Here is a 19,424-nt window from a genome sequence, read left to right as displayed (position 1 = left end):
ATCTCGATAGTCGTGATGGTTCCGGGTGACGCACTGCACGTTGCAGTGCGCCTGAAACAGGTGTGCCTGGCGCTGAACGTCAGCCCTCTCTCACAATGAAGAGCAACGTCTGCTGTGCAGAGATGGGTTGTGTACCGCCGACCAGATAGACGACCTTGCCGGGCTCGAGCATCTGGTTCCATTTCGATTTCTCGACCCTGCTCCTGAACCCTTCGCCGCTCAGTTCAGAAGCCGGGTCCATGGCTCGATACAGCGTGCCGTCGGCAGCGCTGGGGCGAAACCTGAGGACGAATACGCTGTCGAGGTTTTCCCGTTTGAAGATCAACGCGTCATCGCTGAACATGCGGCTGGTGCGATCGACCGCGTACCCGCTGTGTTCGAGAAGGTCACTGAACATCGCGCGCAAGCTGCTGCCCGGCGTGTCCAGCGCATCGCGCCATTGCTGGTGGAATCGGCTGGTATCGAAATCGAGTCGCTGGAAGGTTTCGCCGGACGGCGAGGGAGCATGAGGTTGTGTCCCAGCAGATCGGCACTGGGTTGTGCCGGCAATATGGGTAGTAGCAATAACGGGTCGGCCAGTTCCTGTCTCGGTGCTGCCGAGGTGGTTCGGTTCTCCCAGTGATACAGCGTGTCGAAGAGAATGCGCAGCCCATCACCGTTGATGACTTCGGAATGGTTAGCCTGATTGAACACGGTTCTGGCGATAGCGTTCGACGACTGATGCGATAAATCCAGGAAGGTTTTTCCGACGTACTCGGTCAGCGATCCCTCAAACGGGCGTTGCTCCACCACCGTCCAGGTATCAGCGTTTTTAACCGCCCATTTCGGTTGCAGAGACGGGTCGGTCTGCAACATCTGTTCGAAGGCCTCGTATCGGCCAGGCGTGAACAGCGGGTTCTCCAGATAGACGAGCAGCGTATCGCTCTGCATGCGCTGCGGCACGATCACGTAGTGCAGGCCATCTATGTCTATGGAGTCATTCCACTCGGGTTTGCTGGTTTTGCCCCAGCTTCTCCAGACTCCGGTCGCAGGCTGCGCCTCGGGTGTCAGGCCAGACGATGGGCGTGCCAGCGCCGGGTGATGAGCGTCTGTCAGGCGCGCACGTTTGCTTGGCCCCGGTAACTGGTCGTCGGACGCTCGGGTTCGCCAGCGTTTGCTTCCGGGAATCTGCTCGACCCGCGCGCCGAGCGAATTGCGCTGGTGGGCAGAGGCTTGTTGGTAGCCGCCCGCCGGATGTTTGCGCACCAGAAAGGTCGCCCCGTCTTCCATATCGACGTAGGTGGCTTTGCGTTTGTCGTAGCGCATGCCGTCCCAGGTGTTCTGCGCGCTGGTCAGCCAGGTCGCCTGATCGGCGGGCAAGGGCCGTGGTGGTGAAGGCTGTGCCGCTGCCTCGGCATTCACTGCCGCGTGTGTGGGCCGGGCGGCTTGCTCGGGGCGCCAGTGAGGTTGCCCCTCGACTTGCGTGAGCAGCGGGCCCGCCTCGCCGAGGCCCTCAGGCCAGTGCAGGCGATAGCGGCCATCGGATTGGCGGTCGACGCGAAAATAGCCTTCGTCGGCGATATGCGCATAGGTATCGCCCTCGGGACTGTCGAACAACCCGCGATGACTGCTGATTGCGCGCAACAGGTGAGCATTTTCCGCCGGCCAGTTGATCGCGCGCATATTGGCTTCCAGCAGCGCGGCGACGGTCTCGGGCAGATGGCTGACGGTGACCGCTGATGGTCGCGAGTTTGCGCTCGACGAAGGAATTCGTGCGTCCGATTCAGGTGCGCCAACCCGTGATGCTGTCGGATCGGAGCTGCCGGTATGCGGGAGGTGCCCGGCAGGTTCGTGTGTCACGATTCGGGTGATTGCCAGAGACGTATCGGGTGTTGGAGTGAGTGGAATTTTCTTCGGTGCTTTGGCCATATCGGGTTTCTCTTCCATGTGAATGCTGGAACGCAGTGGGCGAGTGATGCAGTGGACGCAAGGTCAACCGTCATCCTTCTCTAACCATGAACAGCGTCGGTTTGTCCGGGGCGATCAGCTGCGTGCCGCCAACCAGATAAACGATCTGGTTCTGCGCCAGATGAATGTTCAACGTGTGCCGGGCCGCGTTGCTGAGTTTCGTCTGGAAGGCCGGACTGGCCATTTCCGCGCCGGGCACGCTGTAACGGGCAATCGTGCTACCGGTGACACGCGGCAGCTTCAAGACAAATACGGCGGCGACGCCTTCGCGGTGAAACAGCAACGCGCCTTCACTCATCGCCCGTGGGGTGGCATTGATGGTGTAACCGTTCTGCCGCAGGATCGTGCTGAATAACGTGCGCAAACTGGCACCCGTCGGGGCCGCTGCGTAGGTGCCCCATTCCAGCGGGAACTGTTGCGGGTCGAAGTCGATTCGCTGCAAAAAACGCGGTGAGGGCGCGGGCAGCGAAAGCACGCCACCGGGGACCATGGTGAAGGGCTCAACAGCGAGTCTGGGCAACATCAGCAACGGATCCATAAGCCCGCGCATGGGCGCCTCGTTGTTGACGCGATCCATCCAGTGGCGAAAGGTCAGGGTCATCACCGACAGGCCGTGGCCGGTCACCGTGCCGAAGGGGTGGGTCTGGTCGAAGACGGCGCGTGCGAGGTTGCTCAACGAGTGATCGGAGAGGTATTTGAACGCGTGGGCGACGTATTGCTTGAGGGGCATTTCAAACGGCAGATGGCTTTCCAGGACTCGCCATTGGCCATCGCGTTTCAACGCCCATTTTGGTTGGCGTGAGGGCTCGTGGCGGAGCATTTGTTCAAACGCGTCGTAGCGTCCGGGTGCAAAGCCCGGGTGCTGTAAATAGACCAGACCCGTGACGGGGTGGATGCCCTGGTCCACGATCGGGTAATACGCACCGTCAATTTCGATGGATACAGCCGATTCCGGTGGTGTGGCTTTGCCCCAGTTTCGCCATTGCCCGGCGGACAGATCGAGGGCGTCCGGTTGCTGCGACAGAAGACTTTCCACCAGTATTCCGGCTTCATCCGTCGCGCTGGCTGGCTCGTCCAGACGCGGCCGTTTGCTCGGGCCGGGCACAGGTTCACTGACCTCGACGAAGAGCGGATCAGCGTCCACTGGCGAACGGTTCGACGCCACCTGACGCCAGCGTTTCGACCCCGGAATCTGCTCGACCCGTTCGCCGGTCGGGCTCAATTCACCAGGATGGGTTTGCTGATAACTGCCATCCGGATGTTTGCGCACCATCACCGTGCCGTCCTCCAGATCGACATAGGTTTTTTTGTGTTTGTCGTAACGGATGCCTTCCGCCGAGCTGTCGGCACTGGTCAGCAGGGCTGCCAGTGCCGGATCGATGAACGTGGCGGGATGCAGACTCGCGCCGATGGCTGAGTCGATGGCGGGTGTCGCCTGACCGGTGTCCGGTAGTTGGGAGGCGCCTTCTGAAGACGCACGCCGCGCAGGTGCGTGAGGTTCGGCTTCAGGCATTTGGCTGATGATGACGCTGGGGCGCCGGCCGGCTATGTCGGCCGCGCTCCCGGTCGAGGTCCCGGGTGTCGGCTCGGTGCCGGTCAGCGCCGACACCGAATGCCCGGTATCGCCGTGGCTGCCAGCCGGTGGTTCGGTCACGGGGCGGGTGGGGTTCGCCGCGTTATCGGGCGGAGGTAAAAACGGAATTTTCTTGGGCGATTTTGCCATTGCAATGCTCCTGTGAAGTACGGGTTCTTCAAGGGGCTAATGCTCGGTAATCGGAGGACGTGGTGTGCGGTACATATGTCTTGCACCGACGGCACATGATGCAAAAGTTTACGAGGTTGATGCCCCGAGGCAGAGGCTGCCCTCACCGGCAGTGCGGCGAGGGCAGCCGCAGCTGTCAGCGTTCTCTGAGGATAAACACGGCCTCCGGGTTCGATTCGACTTTCATTACCCCGCCAATCAGCCAGACCACCTTGCCTTTAACCGCAGCGCTGGTCAGCGCGGTAAAGGCTTCGTTGCCGATACGTGCAGGCAGTCCCGGATCAGCCAGTTCATTGCCCGGTGCGTGGGACAGGCCGATATGCTCGACCGCGCCGAGTTTCAGAAAGAACACTTCATCATGATTTGTGCGCTTGAAGACCAGCGTCGGCATGCGGTGATCGTGGGTCAGAGGAAAGACGTCGTAGCTGCTGCGAATCAGCAAGGCACCGACCAGACGCCTGAGGTTCAGATCGGTCGGATCCTTCTTGTAGTTCTGCCATTCGAATGGAAAACGCTGTGGATCAAATACCAGTCGCTGCAAATCACCTTCAACCTGAGGGTGCAACGGGATGACTTTTTCCCGGAGATGTCGATGGTTTTCGCCACAGGCAACATGTTCAGCGGGTCGGCAAACGCCGGTGTGGCGGGGAAGGGCTTCTGGTTCCATTGGCTCAAGACTGTCTGAATGTTGCTCAGCCCGGTGCCGGTGATAGTGGCGGCGTCATCCGAAAGTTCGAACAGTTTTCGCGCAACGGCTCTAGCCGTGAAATCGGAGAAATCGGCAAAGGTTTCAGCCACGGACTGCGTTAACGGCTTTTCAAAAAAGCGTTTGCCGGGACGTATCTCTCCCGGTTCGGTGCCGATGCGGAAGGTTGCCACTGGCTGGAGCTCCGGCGCCGTTTGCAGCATCCGCTCAAAGGCATCGAAATGTGACGGCGCAAATTCCGGGTGTTGCAGGTAATACACCTTGGGCAAGCGATGGGGCGCCGAACCGACCGGGACGATGGGATAGTGCAGCCAGCCGAGCTGCACCGATTCGCCAGTGGTCGGCTGATTCAAGTGGCCCCATGGCAGCCAGAAATAAGGTGTTTGCTCCGGCGCGAGGGTGCTGGTAGCGGCAGGATCTTGTGGGTCGTCAAGCCGTGGACGTTTGCTCGGACCGGGCGTCGGTTCGTCAGCGGCGCGAGTGGGGTCGGCACTGTCCTGAGCCTTGCGTCGCCAGAGTGTCGTCCCCGTAACGGCTTCAAGTTCGGGGCCGGAAGGGGAGAGTTCGCTGGCGGATGTTTCCCGGTAGATGCCGTCGCTGACCTTGCGCACCATTACCGTGCCTTCTGCCGTGTCGACGTAGGTTTTCTTGTGCTTGTCGTAGCGGATTCCATCGGATGCCAACTCGGCTTTGGTCAATACGGCGGCCAAATGCGGGGGCAAGTAGGTTGGCGGTTTCGGCGTTACGGAAACCGCCGCTGTCGGCGACGATTGCCAGCCCGGCCGCTCGATGCGCCAGCGTGGCTGACCTTCGATTTTGCTCAGGATCGGGCCTGGAACTCCGGGGGCGAAGGACAGGGGCACGTGGTAAACACCACGTTCACTGAGTTCAACGAGAAAGCGGCCTTCGCCACCTATTTCCGCGTAGGTTCGCAGATCTGGCCCCCTGAACAATCCGGTATCAGCGCCCAGAGCGACCAGCTCGTGGTAGCGGCTTTGTGGCCAGGCGATCTCGCTGCGGGCGAATCCATAGGTATCAACGCCGTGGCCGGGCAGATTGCTTATGACGACGTTGGGCTGATCAACCACCGGGATCTGCGATTGGCGCGCCGAGTGACCTGGTGTGGGATCGCTGTCAGGCAGGTGCAGATCAGGAAAGCGGTGGCCGGCGGGAAGGTCAACGCCAGTTCGGGTGGTTGGCGTCGACGTGTCGCCTGTGGAAGCCCCCGGAATTTTTTGGGCGATTTGGCCATGAATTGATACTCCGTTTGATGAGCGTGTCATCACATTTTTGAAGCGCACTTGAGTGCAGCCCCGACAGGGTCGGGGCTGGGAAAGTTGGCAAGGCTCAAGCTGTTCTGTTGTCAGAATGCGCAGGATTTATACAGTTGAAAGTAGAGCTCACGGATTAAGAGACGGGCACTTCATCCAGGGCCACTATTGACTGTTGAAGTGGTGTGAGTTGCGGTTTTGGTGGCTGGTGATTACACCGGCCGTAAATTTCAAGGTGTGACCGGTTAATGATATTGGTCATGTAGGGGGTGGTAATCCAGCGACGTTTTGGAAAGCTGTAGCTCAGTTCAAAAGTCGGGTAATTATAAAGGGCCGCATTTATCACCGGGAGTTCCAATTCCGCTACTGAGGAGTATCTGCCCGAGAGAGTGACAGGGAACTCTGGCGGTTCAATGAAGTATCGGGCGTCAACGCCGGTGATGGTAATCAGGTCAAATGACAGATCGACCGTTTTGATAATTCCTTTTTCATCAATGACGTGCACGGTGTCGATGATATCTTCACTGCCGTATTCCGGAAGATGAATCGTGCAGGTGCCGATATAGAGTTTGTTGTTTTCAAGTTTGATTTCGACATTGCCCAGCTTGGTCGCATCAAGTTCCCAGGTCGACGAGTGCGGCAATCTGACACTCGCGCTGGCCAGGCCGCCCGGCGTCCCGATCTTGATGTTTTGCTCGGCAACGAGGTGAAGAATGTACGTCCCGCCTGCACCTTCCAGACATTCCATCGCGTTTTGCCCGGGAGCGGCGGAGAAGTTGATGCAAGCGCCCCGTGGACTTAACGTGTAGGCGTCGTTTTCGGGCAACTCGAATTTCGACCCGCTCCAGCGGAAGTTCAAAGGCATAGGCAGCAGGCTTTTCCACCGAATAAAACCAGTCGACGGATAGTCCGTTTCGGTGGGCTGTTCGATTTTTGTGATTTTGGCAGAGATCTGCTTGCCGTCATTGAATTCGAGTACGTACCTCTGTTCAGGTGTGTACTGAAGGTATTCAAGGAATTTACCCATCTCCTTGGTACGCTTGGGTAAATCAGGGTTTTCTTTCGAAAAACTTACTAACTTCAACGTTTTTTCGCCAAAATGATAGATCAGATCTGTAGACCCCCACCAGTAGCCATCATCTTGCGCGGCACCATAAGCGACCTCTACCTTGGTAAGTTCGTTGCTGGCGTAGTCAAGGTGGACTTTTATACATTCCCGTGTGCGCTTGATTGAGCGGAAAGTGATGTTTTTGTCGTTGCGTGGAAGGTAATAACTTACATAGTTTTCGTGGTCGGTGTCGCAGGTGTCGGAATAGAGGATGATCGGGTTTATTGGCGATCCACGCTTTAAAATAATAGCGTCCAGGGTCACGTCTCCATTGCGATCTACCGACTCAAGGAAGTCAGGCGCAAGATAGAATCGGTCCTTGGTGACAAAGGTTATTTTGTTGTTTTTTATTTTTAACTTGCCGTCTTTGTGTTCATAGACGTCCGCGATGACTAATCTGGTTTTCACATGCAGATCAGAGTTCAGCACCACACTCAGAGAGCCGTCTTTCATCACCAGAAAGTGGTCGATCAGTTCCATTCTGAAATTGAGGACAATCACACTGTCCTCTACGCCGTCTTCGAAAAGCGAGACCGTGCCCGATACATTATCAATGAAATACTCATCCAGGCCGGCGCCACCCCAGACCGACGCCCCCGCTTGCAGCAAATGAATCTGGTCGTTACCAGCCCCGGCCCGGATGATGTCGGTGCCACGCGCCTTGATCACATTGCGCCCATCAGTCCCGATGACGGTGGTGGAAGTATCAGCGATGGTTTCGACGTTCTCGATACTCTCGACGGTACTGTGTGCACTACGCTTCAACTCTTTTCCGGTTAATGGATCAAGCGTGACGGTGTGGATGGTTCCGGCGGCTAAATCAATGTTGTAGCCGGCCAAAGGTTTTTTCGGATAGGCGTATTTTTGAGCAAGCTTGCCCAGAATCAGCGAGTCGTTACCTGCACCGCCACGCAAGGTCCAGCGATCAGCAAGTTCGTCATCAGGCTTGGCGACTTCTGCGCCCTGGAATACGAAATGGTCATCCTTGTCGCCGCCGGTCAGTTGTTTTTTCCCGTCTCGAAATAGAATGCGTTCGGCTTTTTTCCACCCCTTGTATGGCGTCATCACCGCCCCCATGAACCACAGGACGCCTTTGTTTTCTCCGCCAGTGCCTATTTCCGCGCCGGGGGTCTTGTCCGTCACCCCTTCGCGGGCGTCAATGGCGTCGTCGCCGTCTTTTATTCTTGGCGTGGAAACGCTGTCCCAGTCCCATTTTTTGGTCCACCAGTTCTGCGTCCTGACGCTCTCGGTCACGAGTTCCACATCGAAGCTGCCGTTGACGATGGCTTCGGTGGTCTCCTTCAATGGCCCATCCAGTAAAGCCCTGGCGCTTTCCTTCAACTGTTTGGCGTGATCGATTTTGGCTTTGGCGATCAGAAAACGATTCTGAACGTCACTCGGTGGTCCCTGTAAAAAGAACGCGAGAAAGCCTGTCTGCCAGCGCTCATTGATGGAGAGTTCGATGTAATCATCGATGTCATCCACCGCCCGCACCGCACCATAAACCTGAGACCCGATTGCCAGCATGACTCCCGCCAGGAGACCCACCGGGCCAGCGAATGAAAAACCGGCCATGGCTGCGGCGCCGAGGATGACGGTCATGACGGCACTGGTGATGCTCAGTGCGGCACTGACGTAGTGATCCAAGGCTTCTTTGCCAGTGGTGTTTTCAGCCGCGGTGAAGGATCTGACCGCCGTATAGAGATCAAACGGCAACGTCAGTGCCCCGCCGATCAGGCCTCCGGAGCGGCTCAGCCTGACTGCAAAACGGGTTCTGGCAAAATCCTTGTAAGCCTGTTGCCCGGCCGTGATCATGCGCGTGGCTTCATGCGTAATGGCCAGGTCAACGGCAATGGAACTGACTTCGGTCAGTATCCCCGTGGCATTGATGACCACCTCATTGGTGTTTTCGACTTTTATGGCTTCGTATACGCCCCGAATGCCCATGAATATTCCGAAGCCTTGAATCCCGACGCTGGCGCCGAGCGCGGAATAGCTTTTCGTCTTCGAAACCCATACGGGCGTGTTTTTCGGCAGGGAAGCATGACGCAAATCCAGCTTGTGCGCGGCATTCAACAGCTTCTCGAGTTTGCTGCGAAGGTTGCCCGGATCTACAGTGGTTTCAGGATTTTCCCTGATCATGCGCGGAGCCGTTAATGGCCGCCGGCTGGCGATATCGAACAGCAGATTCGGCAGCAGGTAGGCATCCCTGCCGCTGGCCGATTTCATATGGGTTTCGATGTCGAGCAAGCTGAATTGCAAGGAATTGACGAATGAACGCTTGGGCACTCGAAAGAAGGTGTTGTCACCGTTCAGGGGCTGGCCGTTGATCCTTGCACCCAGTGCATCGAGAGCTACCCGTGTCACCGAAATCTGGCCAATTTCCAGTGGCCCGAAAAGCTTGTCGTTGAGATTCAGTTGGCTGGTGTGGGTTTTGCTAGTTGTGTCGGCAGCGTCATGACGCGCAGCTTTCAGATCGAGAGTGGACTCCGTGCGTGTATTGGCAGGCTGAGGGCCAATATCGTTAATGACGACGGAGTCGTGCTGTATTTCAGACTCTTGTATAAGAGTGGCCATTTGAACATCCTTGTTCGGCGAAATAAATATTTAGCGGCGTGGCTATATTAATGTCGAGTTTCGACTGGTGTATATCGTCGGGTTGTTGCGATGTATTGCATTTACAGGCATTAATCAGTAAGTGGAAGTAACAGTAAGGTGTGAAATAAGCTTCAGGCTTCTCTTGCCATGACAACGCCGGGTTGCGAGTTGGGCCTTTGTTTCTTGGTCTTGATCGGGTAAGGAATATAGTTTTTCGAAAAGTGTTCTGAATAGTCGCCAAACGCCACTGTTTGACGAAACTTTCGAAGTGATAAAAATTTAGCCATCCTGTCTGCAATTGTTTTGCAATCAGAATGGCTATTCAAACAACATCATCATTAAGTAGCAGTAACTTCTCAGTGACTGCTGAGCAAGGAAGCGGCTCCCGCTCCGCCGAACAACCCGGCACTGATGCGGTTGAACCAACTCTGACCTTTACCGCTACGCAGATACCGCGCCGCGCCATGCGCGCCCAGCCCGTAAGCCAGCTTGCAGCACAGATCGAGCACCACCCACGTCGCGATCATGATCAGCAACTGCGGCAGAAACGGCTGCTGCGCGCTGAGGAACTGCGGCAGAAACGCAGCAAAGAACAGAATGTCCTTGGGATTGCTCGCACCCAGCACAAACGCGCGCCCGAACAGCGTGCGGAAGCGCGGAGTCGGTGCAGCCTGAGGCACCTCCGCGCCCACTGACGGCTGACGCGATTGCTGCCAGCTCTGCCAGGCAAGGTAGAACAGGTACAGCGCGCCGACGATTTTCAGCGCACTGAACAGCTGTTCAGACGCCAGCAGCAACGCACCAAGACCGAGCGCCGAAGCACTGAGCAAACAGATCGACGCAATCACGCCACCCAAAAACGCCGGGTAAGAACGGCGCAGACCGTAATTCAGACTGTTGCTGATCATCAGCAATGACAATGGCCCCGGAATAAGGATCACCACCAACGCAGCGCCGCTGAACAGCAGCCAGGTTTCCAGACTCATCACTTTCCTCCTTTTTGTTGTATTGAAAAATGCACAAAAGCCCCACCCGCAAGGGTGAGGCTGTTTTGAAGCCTGAACCGCGTAGCGCTTACAGGAAGATGAACTTGGCGATGAAGATCGCGCAGAGCACCCACAGGCTCACGGAAATTTCCTTGTACTTGCCGGTACCGGCCTTCAGCGCCACGTAGGTAATGAAGCCCAGCGCGATACCGTCGGCGACCGAGAAGGTCAGCGGCATCATGATGGCGGTGACGATCGCCGGAATTGCGTCAGTGGCTTCGTCCCACTCGATGTGGGCCATGCCGCCCATCATCAGCATCGCAACGTAGATCAGTGCCCCGGCGGTGGCGTAAGCGGGAATCATGCCGGCCAGCGGTGCGAAAAACATTGCCGCTATAAATAGCACACCTACGGTCACCGCGGTAAGACCAGTCCGACCACCAGCGGCCACGCCGGCAGCACTTTCCACATAACTTGTGACCGGCGGCACGCCAACGATCGCGCCGAATACGCTGGATGCACTGTCAGCTTTCATTGCGCGGGACAGATTTTCGATACGACCGTCGGCGTTGACCAGATTGGCGCGCTGGGCGACGCCCATCAATGTGCCGGCGGTGTCGAACATGTGCACAAAGAGGAAGGCCAGTACCACGCTGATCATGCTGACGTTGAATACGCCGGCGACATTCATTGCCATGAAAGTGGGCGCCAGACTTGGCGGGGTCGACATGATCCCTTCGTAATGCACGATGCCCAAGCCCCAACCGGCCAGGGTCACGGTGATGATACTGATGAGGATCGCGCCGAAAATTTTGTGGTAGCTGAGGATCGCGATCATCAGGAAGCAGATGGCAGCGAGCAGTGGGCCAGGTTCGCGCAGGGAACCGAGCTTGATCAGTGTCGCCGGGCTGTCGACGACAATGCCGGCGGTTTTCAGACCGATCAGACCCAGGAACAAACCGACGCCGGCGCCCATCGCAAAACGCAGACTGACCGGAATGCTGTTGAGCAGCCACTCGCGAATGCGCGAGAAGGTCAAAATCATGAACAGTACACCCGAGACAAACACCGCACCCAGCGCGGTCTCCCAGTTGTAGCCCATGGTGCCGACCACGGTGTAAGTGAAGAACGCGTTGAGGCCCATGCCCGGCGCCAGGCCAACCGGCCAGTTGGCGTAAAGACCCATCAACAGGCAGCCGAGAGCGGCGGCTATACAGGTGGCGACGAAAGCTGCACCGTGATCGATCCCGGCATCGGCCATGATGTTCGGGTTGACGAAGATGATGTAAGCCATGGTGATGAAGGTTGTCAGACCGGCGATCAGCTCGGTCTTCACCGTGGTGCCATGCAAGCTGAGTTTGAACAAGCGCTCTAGCAGGCCATTGCGTAACGGCGGCGAGAGATCCAGCGTCGATGCTTCGGATTTGCGGCTTTCCACAGCGAGTACTCCTCAAGAGTTTTATTGTTATTTCCAGGGCCGGACCCATGAGGGGTGGCAGCGGCCCTTTGAGGCATACGCGAATTTGTTGACCATGCGGTCAGGAACTCGCACGCTGTGGATTATGCTTTTGTGTACAAATAAAGCAAATATTGTTTTTGGTTTTGTTTACGAAAGTTCCGTCGATAGGGATATATCGCCTTCGAGGGCCTCATCGCTGGCAAGCCAGCTCCCACAGGGGAGTGCGGTCTAATGTAGGAGCGAGCCTGCTCGCGAAGAGGTTACCCCTGTCAATCGAGTTGCGCCTGACTGTTCCCCAACGCCAGATTTACCGCCAACCAGCCATTCACCGCTGCTTCCCCAGCCTCGGCAAACACGCGCTCCAGCAACTTCACCTGCTCACGCCGCAATGCCCGTTCAAACTTCGCGCCTTCCGCCGTCAACTCCAGCAGCCGCTTACGCTTGTCCGCCTCCGACGCCACGCTTTCCACCAGATGCATTTCCTGCAATTGGCGCAACGGCATGTTCAGCGCTTGCTTGCTCACACCGAGCAGCCCGAGCAACTCCTTCACACTCAGATTCGGATAGCGGGCGATGAAAAACACGATGCGCTGATGCACCCGCGACAATCCCCGCCGCTCAAGCATTTCGTCGGCCTTGGCCGTGAACGCCTGATAGCCGAAGAAAAAAGCTTCCATCGCCTGCTGCTGACTGGTTGGGTTTTTAAGGTCAATCATGTTGACGTACTCGCTCAAGCTGTCGTAATTTCAGTCAACAAGTTTGACTCATTATTCCCATGCCTCGCTACCGGTGACCTCCATGGCTTTTTCCGAACGTGTCTCGCGCCTTAAAAGTTCTCTGATCCGTGAAATCCTCGCTGCGGCCCAGCGCCCGGAAGTGATGTCGTTCGCCGGTGGCCTGCCCGCCGAGGCCATGTTGCCGAAGGTCGACTGGGCTGACATGCCACTGTCCCTCGGTCAGTACGGCATGAGCGAGGGCGAGCCGGCATTGCGCGAAGTGTTGGCGGCAGAGGCGAGGGCGCTTGGGTTGGCTTGTGATGCAAGTCAGGTGTTGGTGGTCAGCGGTTCCCAACAAACCCTCGATCTGGCTGCCAAGCTGTACATTGATCAAGGCACGGAAATTCTGCTCGAAGCGCCGACTTACCTGGCCGCGCTACAGATATTCCAACTGTTCGGCGCCGACTGCCTGACCGTGGCGCAAGAGTCCGACGGCCCGAACCTGGCGGCATTGCGCAGTCGTCTGGAGCAGCATCGTCCGGCATTCATCTACTTGATCCCGACCTTCCAGAACCCGTCCGCCGTGCGCTACAGCGAAGCCAAACGTGCAGCGGTCGCGGCACTGCTCGATGAGTTCGGCGTCACCCTGATCGAAGACGAACCCTACCGCGAACTGACTTTCGATGGCGGCAGCGCCAAACCGATTGCCGGGCGCCTGAAGAAATCCAGCTGGATCTACACCGGCACCGTGTCGAAAACCTTGCTGCCGGGTTTGCGCGTCGGCTATCTGATTGCCAGCCCGGATCTGTTCCCGCACCTGCTCAAGCTCAAGCAATCGGCGGATCTGCACACCAATCGCATTGGCCAATGGCAGGCGCTGCAATGGATCGGCACCGAGAAATATCAGCAGCACCTGAGTGAATTGCGCGGTTTCTACCGTGAGCGGCGCGATGCCTTCCAGTCAGCACTGGAAACGCATTTCTCCGATCTGGCCGATTGGGACATGCCACAGGGTGGGCTGTTTTTCTGGCTCACGTTGAAGCAACCGCTGGATACGCGGACGCTGCTGAACGAGGCGTTGGCCAATGACGTGGCGTTTATGCCGGGCGAGCCATTCTTTCCCGAACCGGATAAACATCATGGGCATTTACGTCTGAATTTCAGCCACATCGATCCGGCGCGTCTGGATGAAGGGCTGAAGCGACTGGCGGCGGTGGTGCGGCGGGCGCAGCTAGATAAAGCGGCCTGAAAAACAAATAAACCGGCTCAAGGGCCGGTTTATTTTTGTCTGAATTTGTACTGAATGAACGGGCCTCTTCGCGAGCAGGCTCGCTCCCACAGGGGAAACTCATTCCAAATGTGGGAGCGAGCCTGCTCGCGAAAGCGTCAGTCAATACACTGCAGAACCATCAGACTGCAGCGAAGCGCTTATCCAGGTAATCAATAATCACCTTCGACTCATACATCCAGGTCGTCTGCCCATTCTCTTCAATCCGCAGGCACGGCACTTTGATCCGGCCACCCTGTTCCAACAGCGTCTGGCGATCCTGCTCGTTGTTCTTCGCATCCTTCAGCGCCACCGGCACATTCAGGCGACGCAAGGTCCGGCGGGTTTTTACACAGAACGGGCAGGCATTGAACTGATACAACGTCAGATCTTTCGCTGCCGCATCCACCTGAGCCTGAGCGGCGGCGGGGCGTTTTTTCTTGCCTGGACGGGTGATGAAGTCGACGAAAATAACCAGTTGGCCGAGGCCGACACGAAGCGCTTTGACGAACATGTTGAAAGCCTCACGGTGCAAATAAAGAAAGGCGCGCAGCTTACCCGATTTTTCACGGGCGAAAAAAAACCGGCGATGAATGCCGGTTTTCTTCGTGCTGCGTATTACTTGATCAGGCTGAGAAACTCGCTGCGGGTGGCAGCGTTTTCACGGAACTCACCGAGCATCACCGAAGTGATCATCGACGAATTCTGCTTCTCGACACCGCGCATCATCATGCACATGTGCTTGGCCTCGATCACCACGGCCACGCCCAGCGCGCCGGTGACTTGCTGGACCGCGTCAGCGATCTGGCGGCTGAGGTTTTCCTGAATCTGCAAGCGGCGAGCGTACATATCAACGATGCGTGCGACCTTCGACAGGCCCAGCACTTTGCCGCTCGGGATATACGCGACGTGCGCCTTGCCGATGAACGGCAGCAGGTGGTGTTCGCACAGCGAGTACAGCTCGATGTCCTTTACCAGCACCATTTCGCTGTTGTCGGAGCTGAACAGGGCACCGTTGGTGACCTCTTCGAGCGTCTGTTCATAACCGCGGCAGAGGTACTGCATGGCTTTGGCGGCACGCTTTGGCGTGTCGAGCAGGCCCTCGCGGGAGACGTCTTCGCCCAATTGGCCGAGGATCGCGGTGTAGTTCTGTTCCAGTGTCACAGGGGCTGATTCCATAAGGGTTTCAGAGGGGTACTGTTTCTGTCTGTACCAATTTTGTACCAATCAAGCTGTTTTCGAGCTTACCGAGTTCACCCCAGTCGGTGCTGGAATTGATCCATCGGGCGTAAGTCGATAGCAACATCTGAACGCTATGACCGAGCTGAGTGGCAATAAACGCAGGGTTCATACCCGCCATGAGGCACATGGTAGCGTATGTGTGTCGGCAGTTGTATTGCCGGCGGGCGCGAATCCCTAATTCGGTCGGTGCGGCCTGGAAGTGTTTGTCGGTCACACTCGGCGGGTGAGTGAATTCAAGGTTCTTGGTTGGCGGGAGCACGTCGGGTGATTCGGCGCGTTTGCGAGGGCTCTGCAGAAGCACCGATAGCTTCGGTAGTGACCCTGGAACTAAAGAAAAGCAAACTGATTTCGTGAAGCAAATGTGTTCGGACTTTATGGAATTCGTCCAGGAGCTTATCCATGAAGAAGACGTGGAAGAGTCGTTATCTCACGTAAGCGATTTTATCGAGTAAAATCGCAAAAAAACGATGATTGGTGATGTATCCGGAAAGGCCACAGGTCGACCTATACCCTGTAAGGAAGTTGAAAGCAGCTGGGTATCGAGGCTGAGCCTGGGCATCCGGAAGGCAAGAAAACTTGATGGAAAGGTTCATAAAAAACTACGGCCCGAAAGGGCCTTTTGCATTACCGGGATGCGATTTTCGCACCTATTAGCCAAAGGAAAATCATGAAAAGTTCAATCAATGATATGGCGTTCACTGAGCGTCGCCGCGTGCCAGTGAGAGCTTTACTAGGTGGAATTGTATTCTTGGCGATGGCCATCCAGGGGTTCCGTATGGAGTCCAATGGAATCGCTGCACTGCTGCTAGTGTGTTCGTTATGGTACTTGGGCATGGCGTGGCTGAATCGGAACGCGGGTTCGCAAACTTTGATGATCCTTAAGGACAAGGGCATCTGGTTTTTCAATGCTGACGGGTTAGTCCCTTACACATCGATTGAAGCCACAGAGGTCGAGTCGTACAGCGGGATAGCTCAGATGCAACTCAATACGGTACTTCATATCATTGCCGAAAAAGCTGACACCCTGCCGAACTTTAATGACAGCCGATGGAAGATCTTTTTCAAGATGCCGAGTGCGCGTAAGGGTAAAGGCTTTCGCAAGCATCTTGTCGTGTTCAACTACGGCGGTCTGCGCGACGAGGATGGCAAAAACGTCGACTATGACAACCTTGAAGAAGAACTTGCGTACCGCATCGAAAAGGCTCACCAAGAGGAACATGAGCAGAGCAATACAGTTTATGTGCCCTCATCGTCAGCAAACGATGCGCTGTCGCCCGTCAATAATTGAATCCTGGTTGTCGCGTCAAGCGCCGGCAGTGGGTGCAAAGCCGACTGCCGTAAGTTGAGGGGAAAGATCACGGGTCGCCATAGCCCAGCCTCAAACCGCTGGGCAGCGGTGAGTAGAAACGACGACCCTGCACGTTCGGTGTAACGGGATTATTCGTCGCGACCTTCCATCATCGTGCGTTTGAGCATCACGTAAACCGCGCCGGCACCGCCGTGTTTGGCCTGGCAGGAGCAGAAACCGAGCACCTGCGCGTGCTGCCGCAGCCAGGTGTTGACGTGGCTTTTGATCATTGGCCGCTTGCCGTCGAGGCGCACAGCCTTGCCGTGGGTGACACGCACGCAACGGATTTCGAATCTGGTCGCTTCGGCGAGAAACGCCCAAAGGGTTTCCCGGGCTTTTTCGACGCTCATGCCGTGCAGGTCGAGACTGCCTTCGAACGGAATCTGGCCGACCTTGAGCTTGCGCATCTGACTTTCCTGCACCCCGTCGCGCGACCACATCAGCTCGTCTTCCGGGCCGACATCAATCACGAACTGATCGGACAGACCGTCAACGGTGGTGGCATCAGTGCGCACGGTGGCGGACTGGCGCAGCTTGGCAATCTGTGCGCGGTCAGCCTTGGGTTTGCCGGTGTCGGCGCGATCGTGCTTGATCGGCTTGACGCCGCGCAACTCGTTTTTGAACAGGGAAAAATCGTCGTCTTGCATGTCAGCCTCCGCGAAGGGCGGCCAGTTTACCCAAGTCGAAACAAAACGGCCCGGCAAAAAGCCAGGCCGTTGTTCAATCGTGTTTTTTCATCAGGTGCGGGGACATGTTCAGCTCCCGCGATTGCCGTGCGCGACGGCGGCAGCGGCGCCACAGGGCGATACCGAAATATACAAACAGCAAACCGACCGCCAGAATGATCGCCGAGCCCATGGGCGTAGCGTTCAAGTCGCCGAGCGCCGGTGGGTGCCCGATCAGACTGGCGGCGCCGGCCAGCGCCAGCAGCACGCCGAACGTCGCCAGAATGGCCGCGATCGCCGCGCCGAATCGAAAACGCCAGTTGCTTTGGCCTTTGGGCCGCAAGCGGCGTGCGTCAAATCCATCGGATAACTTCATTCCGACCTTCCTCAATGGGTATCGGCCCTTCGACCGGGAGTTGACCGGGTTGTTCCTGAGGCTATGGCATTTGCGGCAAATGAGAGGGTTTTGCGGATGAGCGGCGATCTGCACCGCCCATCAGGGGCTTGATCTGTGTGGATCAGATCAGGTCTTGAGTCAGCGCGAGGGTGGCGAAGTTGTCGGCCATGATCGCCATTTCTGCCTCTTGTACCAGCTCGGCACTGAGCACGCGGCCCTTGAACGGCAGGTCGCGGGTGGCGCAGGCGTCTTCCACCAGGGTGCAGCGGAAACCGAGGTTCTTCGCCGCACGCACGGTGGTGCTGACGCTGGAGTGGCTCATGAAACCGCAGACGATCAAGTCCAGCGAGCCAAGGTTTTGCAGGCGATCGAGCAGCTCGGTGCCATGGAACGCGCTCGGCAGCAATTTGCCGATAATGGTTTCATCGCCCTGCGGTTCGAGGCCAGGGATGAATTCGCCGCGTTCGCCCTGCGGGTCGAACAGGCCACCGACGGTGCCGAGGTGACGCACGTGCACGATCGGCCGACCGGCTGCACGGGCTGCGGCAACCACTTGTTTGATGTTCGCGACTGCCGCGTCCATGCCGCTCAGGGCCAGGGGGCCGCTGAGATATTCTTTCTGGGCATCGATGATGACCACGGTGGCATGGCTCAATGTGGCCGCTGTGTAACCGCGACCGCTGAGTTGAAACATCGTTTTTGGAACGGACATTCTGGGGCTCCTTGGGGTGGGGCTTTTGCGACATTGTCCTCTGGCTGAGCGCTTCTGTGAATCGCTACCATCGTAGGCACCGTCGTTACTGGCCTGCAGCCTTGTCAAGTTACACGTTCTGTTCAATAGCTGATGCAAAAAATAGAAAAGTCCTACTGTTGTCAGCCATTTTTCCTGCGTCGTCGTCACGCGTTTTGGCTGGTAGAATCGTCAGTCGTTTTTTCTGGAGTTCTGCCCCGTGATCACTTCCCGACTTCGTACCCTGCGCGACCACATCCGTTGGGCCGTCAGCCGCTTCCATGGGGAGGATCTGTTTTTCGGCCATGGCACCGACAATGCCTGGGACGAAGCCCGGCAGTTGGTCCTCGGTGCCTTGCACCTGCCGTGGGAAATTGCCGACAGCTACCTTGACTGCGCGCTGGAAGACGACGAGTTGGTCAATCTGCAACGCATGCTCAAGCGTCGCATCGAAGAACGTATTCCAACCGCTTACCTGTTGGGTGAAGCGTGGTTCTGCGGCATGTCGTTCATCGTCGACGAGCGCGTGTTGATCCCGCGTTCACCGATTGGTGAGCTGATCGAAAACCACTTCGTACCGTGGATCGGCACCGAGCCTGCGCGAATTCTCGACCTGTGCACCGGTTCCGGTTGTATCGGTATTGCCTGTGCTTACGAGTTCCAGGAGGCTGAAGTGGTGCTGGCGGATCTGTCGTTCGAAGCACTGGAAGTGGCCAATCAAAACATCGAGCGTCATGGCGTCGATGAGCGCGTCTACACCGTGCAGGGCGATGGTTTCGATGGTTTGCCGGGTCAGCGTTTCGACCTGATCGTGTCGAATCCGCCATACGTCGATGCAGAAGATTTCGCCGACATGCCGGATGAGTATCAGCACGAGCCCGAGCTGGGCCTGGCTTGCGGTGATGATGGTTTGAACCTGGTGCGGCGGATGCTCGCTGAAGCGGCAGATCACCTGACCGAGAAGGGCTTGCTGATTGTCGAAGTGGGCAACAGCCAGGTGCACGTTGAAGCGTTGTACCCGGAAGTCGATTTTGCCTGGCTTGAGTTTGCGCGCGGTGGGCACGGCGTGTTCATGCTGACGGCAGAGCAGTGCCGCGATCATCAGGCCCTGTTCGCTTCCCGCGTCTGACCTGATTTATGTGGCGAGGAGCTTGCTCCCGCTGGTCTGCGGAGCAGACCCAAAACATGCAGTGATGGTGAGCCAGACACACCGCATATGCAT

General features: G+C 57.1%; 18 protein-coding genes and 1 pseudogene. 4 read left to right on the top strand and 15 right to left on the bottom strand.

The annotated features are described in order from the left end of the window. Nucleotides 1-79: 79 nt before the first annotated feature. The 5 genes from JFT91_RS26585 to JFT91_RS26565 all read right to left on the bottom strand — a co-directional run bounded on the left by JFT91_RS26585 (nucleotide 80) and on the right by JFT91_RS26565 (nucleotide 5,278). Nucleotides 80-343, bottom strand: a complete 264-nt coding sequence (locus tag JFT91_RS26585) for a hypothetical protein (protein ID WP_201234362.1) — start codon at nucleotides 341-343, stop codon at nucleotides 80-82. Beyond that, nucleotides 322-1,926, bottom strand: coding sequence for a hypothetical protein (locus tag JFT91_RS26580; RefSeq protein WP_201234361.1), 1,605 nt, complete (start codon nucleotides 1,924-1,926; stop codon nucleotides 322-324). The genes JFT91_RS26585 and JFT91_RS26580 overlap by 22 nt, the downstream gene beginning before the upstream one ends. Before the next feature lie 52 nt (nucleotides 1,927-1,978). Further along, nucleotides 1,979-3,670 carry a hypothetical protein gene (locus tag JFT91_RS26575; RefSeq protein WP_201234360.1) on the bottom strand — a complete coding sequence of 564 codons (1,692 nt, stop codon included), beginning with the start codon at nucleotides 3,668-3,670 and terminating at the stop codon, nucleotides 1,979-1,981. A 175-nt stretch (nucleotides 3,671-3,845) separates the two neighbouring features. After that, entirely contained in the window at nucleotides 3,846-4,250 is a 405-nt protein-coding gene (locus JFT91_RS26570; protein ID WP_201234359.1) for a hypothetical protein, read from the bottom strand. Then, entirely contained in the window at nucleotides 4,175-5,278 is a 1,104-nt protein-coding gene (locus tag JFT91_RS26565) for a hypothetical protein (RefSeq protein ID WP_201234358.1), read from the bottom strand. The genes JFT91_RS26570 and JFT91_RS26565 overlap by 76 nt, the downstream gene beginning before the upstream one ends. Here JFT91_RS26565 and JFT91_RS26560 point away from each other — a divergent pair, their 5' ends adjacent. Next, on the top strand, nucleotides 5,279-5,674 hold the full coding sequence (locus tag JFT91_RS26560; RefSeq protein ID WP_201234357.1) for a hypothetical protein: 396 nt from the start codon (nucleotides 5,279-5,281) through the stop codon (nucleotides 5,672-5,674). 148 nt (nucleotides 5,675-5,822) lie between these two features. Here the strand turns inward: JFT91_RS26560 and JFT91_RS26555 are convergent, their stop codons facing one another. The 4 genes from JFT91_RS26555 to JFT91_RS26540 all read right to left on the bottom strand — a co-directional run bounded on the left by JFT91_RS26555 (nucleotide 5,823) and on the right by JFT91_RS26540 (nucleotide 12,553). Beyond that, the gene (locus JFT91_RS26555) at nucleotides 5,823-9,371 is read right to left on the bottom strand and encodes a calcium-binding protein (RefSeq protein ID WP_201234356.1); all 3,549 of its coding nucleotides are present in this window, start codon (nucleotides 9,369-9,371) and stop codon (nucleotides 5,823-5,825) included. A 377-nt stretch (nucleotides 9,372-9,748) separates the two neighbouring features. Beyond that, nucleotides 9,749-10,378 carry a LysE family translocator gene (locus JFT91_RS26550; protein WP_201234355.1) on the bottom strand — a complete coding sequence of 210 codons (630 nt, stop codon included), beginning with the start codon at nucleotides 10,376-10,378 and terminating at the stop codon, nucleotides 9,749-9,751. A gap of 88 nt (nucleotides 10,379-10,466) precedes the next feature. Further along, nucleotides 10,467-11,816 carry an NCS2 family permease gene (locus tag JFT91_RS26545; protein WP_201147283.1) on the bottom strand — a complete coding sequence of 450 codons (1,350 nt, stop codon included), beginning with the start codon at nucleotides 11,814-11,816 and terminating at the stop codon, nucleotides 10,467-10,469. A 290-nt stretch (nucleotides 11,817-12,106) separates the two neighbouring features. Next, nucleotides 12,107-12,553 carry a MarR family winged helix-turn-helix transcriptional regulator gene (locus JFT91_RS26540; protein WP_201234354.1) on the bottom strand — a complete coding sequence of 149 codons (447 nt, stop codon included), beginning with the start codon at nucleotides 12,551-12,553 and terminating at the stop codon, nucleotides 12,107-12,109. A gap of 82 nt (nucleotides 12,554-12,635) precedes the next feature. Between JFT91_RS26540 and JFT91_RS26535 the strand changes: the two genes are divergently transcribed. Continuing rightward, a complete protein-coding gene (locus JFT91_RS26535; RefSeq protein ID WP_201234353.1) occupies nucleotides 12,636-13,802 on the top strand; it encodes an aminotransferase-like domain-containing protein in 1,167 nt (388 codons plus the stop codon). 160 nt (nucleotides 13,803-13,962) lie between these two features. Here JFT91_RS26535 and JFT91_RS26530 read toward each other — a convergent pair whose 3' ends face one another. The 3 genes and pseudogenes from JFT91_RS26530 to JFT91_RS29810 all read right to left on the bottom strand — a co-directional run. Beyond that, nucleotides 13,963-14,334, bottom strand: a complete 372-nt coding sequence (locus JFT91_RS26530) for a glutaredoxin family protein (protein WP_201234352.1) — start codon at nucleotides 14,332-14,334, stop codon at nucleotides 13,963-13,965. Between the two features lie 104 nt (nucleotides 14,335-14,438). Beyond that, nucleotides 14,439-14,984, bottom strand: coding sequence for a GTP cyclohydrolase I FolE (folE, locus tag JFT91_RS26525; RefSeq protein WP_010456659.1), 546 nt, complete (start codon nucleotides 14,982-14,984; stop codon nucleotides 14,439-14,441). A gap of 22 nt (nucleotides 14,985-15,006) precedes the next feature. Continuing rightward, nucleotides 15,007-15,342: pseudogene (locus JFT91_RS29810) on the bottom strand (site-specific integrase); the annotation flags it as partial. Nucleotides 15,343-15,729: 387 nt separating this feature from the next. On the opposite strand from JFT91_RS29810, the gene JFT91_RS26520 reads away from it, so the two are divergent. After that, nucleotides 15,730-16,350, top strand: coding sequence for a hypothetical protein (locus JFT91_RS26520; RefSeq protein ID WP_242485601.1), 621 nt, complete (start codon nucleotides 15,730-15,732; stop codon nucleotides 16,348-16,350). Between the two features lie 149 nt (nucleotides 16,351-16,499). Here JFT91_RS26520 and JFT91_RS26515 read toward each other — a convergent pair whose 3' ends face one another. The 3 genes from JFT91_RS26515 to JFT91_RS26505 all read right to left on the bottom strand — a co-directional run bounded on the left by JFT91_RS26515 (nucleotide 16,500) and on the right by JFT91_RS26505 (nucleotide 18,184). Beyond that, a complete protein-coding gene (locus tag JFT91_RS26515) occupies nucleotides 16,500-17,057 on the bottom strand; it encodes a Smr/MutS family protein (RefSeq protein ID WP_201227320.1) in 558 nt (185 codons plus the stop codon). Between the two features lie 73 nt (nucleotides 17,058-17,130). Beyond that, a complete protein-coding gene (locus JFT91_RS26510) occupies nucleotides 17,131-17,451 on the bottom strand; it encodes a hypothetical protein (protein ID WP_201227319.1) in 321 nt (106 codons plus the stop codon). Nucleotides 17,452-17,593: 142 nt separating this feature from the next. Beyond that, complete coding sequence (locus tag JFT91_RS26505) at nucleotides 17,594-18,184, bottom strand: cysteine hydrolase family protein (protein ID WP_201234350.1); 591 nt, start codon at nucleotides 18,182-18,184, stop codon at nucleotides 17,594-17,596. A gap of 238 nt (nucleotides 18,185-18,422) precedes the next feature. On the opposite strand from JFT91_RS26505, the gene prmB reads away from it, so the two are divergent. Then, entirely contained in the window at nucleotides 18,423-19,331 is a 909-nt protein-coding gene (gene prmB / locus JFT91_RS26500; protein ID WP_201234349.1) for a 50S ribosomal protein L3 N(5)-glutamine methyltransferase, read from the top strand. Nucleotides 19,332-19,424 lie beyond the last annotated feature (93 nt).

The organism is Pseudomonas sp. TH08, from assembly GCF_016651275.1.
Classification (GTDB): domain Bacteria; phylum Pseudomonadota; class Gammaproteobacteria; order Pseudomonadales; family Pseudomonadaceae; genus Aquipseudomonas.
This window is presented reverse-complemented; position numbering and strand designations above follow the sequence as displayed.

Bases quoted from the DNA above. Each gene is read 5' to 3' on its own strand.
- JFT91_RS26585 (WP_201234362.1), bottom strand. From the start codon at position 343: ATGTTCAGCGATGACGCGTTGATCTTCAAACGGGAAAACCTCGACAGC.
- JFT91_RS26580 (WP_201234361.1), bottom strand. From the start codon at position 1,926: ATGGAAGAGAAACCCGATATGGCCAAAGCACCGAAGAAAATTCCACTC.
- JFT91_RS26575 (WP_201234360.1), bottom strand. From the start codon at position 3,670: ATGGCAAAATCGCCCAAGAAAATTCCGTTTTTACCTCCGCCCGATAAC.
- JFT91_RS26555 (WP_201234356.1), bottom strand. From the start codon at position 9,371: ATGGCCACTCTTATACAAGAGTCTGAAATACAGCACGACTCCGTCGTC.
- JFT91_RS26550 (WP_201234355.1), bottom strand. From the start codon at position 10,378: ATGAGTCTGGAAACCTGGCTGCTGTTCAGCGGCGCTGCGTTGGTGGTG.
- JFT91_RS26540 (WP_201234354.1), bottom strand. From the start codon at position 12,553: ATGATTGACCTTAAAAACCCAACCAGTCAGCAGCAGGCGATGGAAGCT.
- JFT91_RS26535 (WP_201234353.1), top strand. From the start codon at position 12,636: ATGGCTTTTTCCGAACGTGTCTCGCGCCTTAAAAGTTCTCTGATCCGT.
- JFT91_RS26530 (WP_201234352.1), bottom strand. From the start codon at position 14,334: ATGTTCGTCAAAGCGCTTCGTGTCGGCCTCGGCCAACTGGTTATTTTC.
- JFT91_RS26520 (WP_242485601.1), top strand. From the start codon at position 15,730: ATGAAAAGTTCAATCAATGATATGGCGTTCACTGAGCGTCGCCGCGTG.
- JFT91_RS26515 (WP_201227320.1), bottom strand. From the start codon at position 17,057: ATGCAAGACGACGATTTTTCCCTGTTCAAAAACGAGTTGCGCGGCGTC.
- JFT91_RS26510 (WP_201227319.1), bottom strand. From the start codon at position 17,451: ATGAAGTTATCCGATGGATTTGACGCACGCCGCTTGCGGCCCAAAGGC.
- JFT91_RS26505 (WP_201234350.1), bottom strand. From the start codon at position 18,184: ATGTCCGTTCCAAAAACGATGTTTCAACTCAGCGGTCGCGGTTACACA.